Raw genomic sequence first — 3,655 nt, 5'->3', positions numbered from 1 at the left:
GATTTTAAATTAAAATAAATTAAAATTTCCCGAATTATTTTGAAAGGCATTGATACTTTTTTACAAAATGAAATAGAATATCATGATGATATTAGTTTAATAAAAGATGTAAGAAATATCATCCTCGAAAATAATCCTAATATCGAAATTGCAGAGCTTCGCTATGACGAAGATGATGAAAATCTCTTTTAGCATATAAATTGTGTTATTCTTTTTGGAAGAAAAGGAGTTCGAAAGAGGAAAGGAAAGCCTTTTACAAAAGGTGTCCTTTCCTCTTTTTTTATTTTCCCGAACCTGCTCAATATGAAATAATATTTCTCTGTCGTTATGCAGAAATTTCTACTGCCTTATACATATTGCGGGAAATCTTTCTCTCTTAAATGAACTTATTCTCATTTTATATATAGCCAACATATTTAAAGTTGACTAACATTATTCCCCGTATTACAATTAACTTATCTTAGAACAGGAGGCGTCTATGTGCAGAACATCGATTTATGAAGCGCGCAATAATTTTTCGGCGCTGGTCAAAATGGCGGAAGAAGGCGAAGTTGTAGAGCTTACCCGTTACGACAAGCCGGTGGCGGTCATTATCAGTTATGGGGCTTATGAAACAAATCAGGAAAAAACTCCCTCACTCCTTGATAAATTAGACGCACTAAAAAAAGAATATGCCGATGTCATTGATGACTTAGGATTTGATGTTACACCATCACGGGAATGCCCAGATTATTCAAAAGATCCGTGGGCATAGGAGTGTTTATGAAGAAAACATATTTACTTGATACCAATATCGTTTCAGAATTCTCAAAAGAGCGTCCCGATCAACAGGTTATTTCGTTTTATTTGGCAAGAAAAGATTTATGTGCAATCTCATCGGTCACATGGCAGGAATTAACTCGCGGGGTAGAACGTATGCCACAAGGACGAAAAAAACAATATCTCCAAAATACAATGGAAACACTTGAAGACACTTTTGAAATAATCCCCTACGACAAATTTGCTGCCAGAATCTGCGGGGAAATGCAGGCACTATCCGAAAAAGAAGGCAAAACGCTCCCAAATTACGATTCACAGATTGCCGCAACCGCCATTGCAAACGGAATGGTGCTGGTTACACACAATACTGCAGATTTCGAATCGATAAAACAAAAGTCATTTCTGCGTGTGGAAGACTGGTTTTCAGCAGAATAAGACCTTACAGGCTGATTTTCAGTTATTTCGGGGTAACTTCATTCTTTTTTTACATTTTGATATAATCAACACATGGTAATCGTACTAAAAAATGGAATCAGTGAAGGCGAAAAGGCTAACATCAAAAATGTTCTTTCTGCCAGAAAATTTAAAATAAACGAAATCAAAGGCGAAGAATCAACTGTTCTTGCGGCTGTCGGTAAGCTTGCGATGGACGTGCGTGAAGTCGAAGTTTTGCCTGGCGTTGCAAAGGTTATTCCTATTTCAAAGCCTTACAAAATGGCAAGCCGCGAGTTCAAACCGGAGAATTCAATCGTAGAAATTCCGAACAACCGCGGTCAGATTATCCGCGTCGGAGGAAGCCGTCTTATTGCAATCGCAGGCCCTTGTGCGGTCGAAAGCCGTCAGCAGATGCTTGATGCAGCGGCGGCAGTAGCTGCAAGCGGGGCTACAATGCTCCGTGGAGGCGCATATAAGCCACGCACTTCTCCTTATTCCTTCCAGGGATTGGGAGAAGAAGGATTAAAATATCTTAAAGAAGCCGGAGAAAAGCACGGTCTTCCCGTCGTTACCGAAATCGTTGCTTCTGAATACATTCCTGTCATGAAAGACTATGTTGACGTTTACCAGGTAGGAGCGCGCATCATGCAGAACTTCGAGCTTTTGAAGCGGCTCGGTGCTCTCGGAAAGCCTGTTATCTTAAAGCGCGGTCTTTCTGCCACAATCGAAGAATGGCTTATGAGCGCGGAATATCTTCTTTCTTCTGGAACTGACCGCGTAATTTTGTGTGAACGAGGAATCCGCACTTACGAAAAAGCAACCCGAAACACTCTTGATTTGAGCGCAATTCCGGTTCTCCGCAGCATGACTCATCTTCCAATCATTGTAGATCCAAGCCATGCAATGGGTGTGCGCGATAAAATTCATCCGATGGCAATTGCAGCCGTTGCAGCAGGAGCCGACGGAATTATCGTCGAAGTTCACTGCCATCCGGAGCAGGCTTTAAGTGATGCCGCACAGGCTCTCTATCCTGCCCAGTTCGATAAAATTATGCGCGATATGGAAGCTCTCGCTCCTGTTATGGGAAAAGAAGTTGCTCATATCCGCTCAGAAGAAAAACCTGCAGAAAAAACAAAGGTCTCTCACAAAAAGCCGGTCTGTGTTTTCTCCGGAATGAAGGGAGCCTATGCAGAACAGGCAATCGAAAATTTCTTTGAAGATTCAGTAGAGGCGCAGACTGTCGATTCATTTGACGAGATTTTCCAGGCTGTTGTTGACGGAAAAGCTGAATACGGTATGGTTCCAATCGAAAATTCAACGGCAGGCTCTGTCTACAATAACTATGATAATCTTACCCGCTACGAAGATATTTCAATAATTGGAGCGCTTACCCTTCGCATTCAGCACTCGCTTCTGGCTGTAAAAGGTGCAAGTCTTGAGACAATCAAAAACGTTTATTCTCACCCGCAGGGCTTGAGCCAGTGTTCGAACTTCCTGCGCACTCAAAAATGGCAGGCTGTCGATACAATTTCAACAGCAACAGCAGCTTCTTTAGTTGCAGAAAAGGCCTCACCTGAAAACGCTGCAATCTGTAATGCACGAAATGCAAAAATTTACGGTCTTGAAGTTATTAAAGAAGGCATTCAAAACGAGCAGAACAATTACACACGCTTTGTCGTAATTGCTGCAAATCACGTAGAAGAGCCTGTAAAACCATGGGGCGAAAAAAAGCCGAATATGGCAAGTTTTGTCTTCACGACAAAGAACGAGGCCGGTGCCCTCTACGACGCGCTCGGTGTTTTCAAGGACGCAAATCTTAGCATGAACCGCCTTGAATCCCGCCCGATTGCCGGAAAACCATGGAAATACTGGTTCTACTGCGATGTGGTAATTCCAGGTGATGTAGAAAATCCTGCAAAAATGATTGAGGATTTCAGCAGTAAACTAAAAAAAGCCGCTGAAGATGTCCGTATTCTGGGTGTTTACGCAGAGTAACCGGACATCCTATTCTGACAAGTTTTCATTCTGAAAACTATATCTTTCAAACATCTTTTCGCCGCAAGGAAAACAGGGGGCAGTAAAAGCCCCTACTGCGGCGATTTTTTTTATAAACATGAAAATTTTATCAGTTTAACTCCACTATATATAGCGTCTTTTTACATAGAAATAAAAAATAAAAACACTACTTTCTGTTTTACCCTTGTACTTTTTTGGATTTTTCATTATATTATTCGGAGCAAAACAAATAAGGCTGTTTATACAGCCGGTAATTGCCTGGAAACTACGGGCCCTCAATAAAGTTGTTTTGGTCACATCTTCACCATTCTCTTTCCTTCTTTGCGAAACACAGGTGTTTCGGTGTCTCCATGCACTTTCTGCCCATATTCTTCAGGTGATTCAATTATTTTCAGACACAGTCAGTGTCTTATAGGAGATTTTTTATGGCAGAACAGGAAGCCTG

At 41.5% G+C, this 3,655-nt stretch carries 4 protein-coding genes; all 4 read left to right on the top strand.

Annotation, left to right across the window (positions count from 1 at the left end; genetic code table 11):
* Positions 1-39: 39 nt before the first annotated feature.
* The 4 genes from ACKI5B_RS01010 (at position 40) to aroF (ending at position 3,189) form a co-directional block, all read left to right on the top strand.
* The gene (locus ACKI5B_RS01010) at positions 40-192 is read left to right on the top strand and encodes a hypothetical protein (protein ID WP_407425090.1); all 153 of its coding nucleotides are present in this window, start codon (positions 40-42) and stop codon (positions 190-192) included.
* A gap of 286 nt (positions 193-478) precedes the next feature.
* Positions 479-754, top strand: coding sequence for a type II toxin-antitoxin system Phd/YefM family antitoxin (locus ACKI5B_RS01005; RefSeq protein WP_407425089.1), 276 nt, complete (start codon positions 479-481; stop codon positions 752-754).
* A gap of 8 nt (positions 755-762) precedes the next feature.
* Positions 763-1,194, top strand: coding sequence for a type II toxin-antitoxin system VapC family toxin (locus tag ACKI5B_RS01000; RefSeq protein ID WP_407425088.1), 432 nt, complete (start codon positions 763-765; stop codon positions 1,192-1,194).
* A gap of 72 nt (positions 1,195-1,266) precedes the next feature.
* Positions 1,267-3,189: a 3-deoxy-7-phosphoheptulonate synthase gene (aroF, locus tag ACKI5B_RS00995; RefSeq protein WP_407425087.1), complete on the top strand. Its 1,923-nt coding sequence runs from the start codon at positions 1,267-1,269 to the stop codon at positions 3,187-3,189.
* Positions 3,190-3,655: the final 466 nt, after the last annotated feature.

Source organism: Treponema sp. (assembly GCF_045657965.1).
GTDB lineage: Bacteria > Spirochaetota > Spirochaetia > Treponematales > Treponemataceae > Treponema_D.
This window is presented reverse-complemented; position numbering and strand designations above follow the sequence as displayed.

What these genes read in the sequence shown, in the direction of transcription:
- ACKI5B_RS01005 (WP_407425089.1), top strand. Translation starts at nt 479, where the DNA reads ATGTGCAGAACATCGATTTATGAAGCGCGCAATAATTTTTCGGCGCTG.
- ACKI5B_RS01000 (WP_407425088.1), top strand. Translation starts at nt 763, where the DNA reads ATGAAGAAAACATATTTACTTGATACCAATATCGTTTCAGAATTCTCA.
- aroF (WP_407425087.1), top strand. Translation starts at nt 1,267, where the DNA reads ATGGTAATCGTACTAAAAAATGGAATCAGTGAAGGCGAAAAGGCTAAC.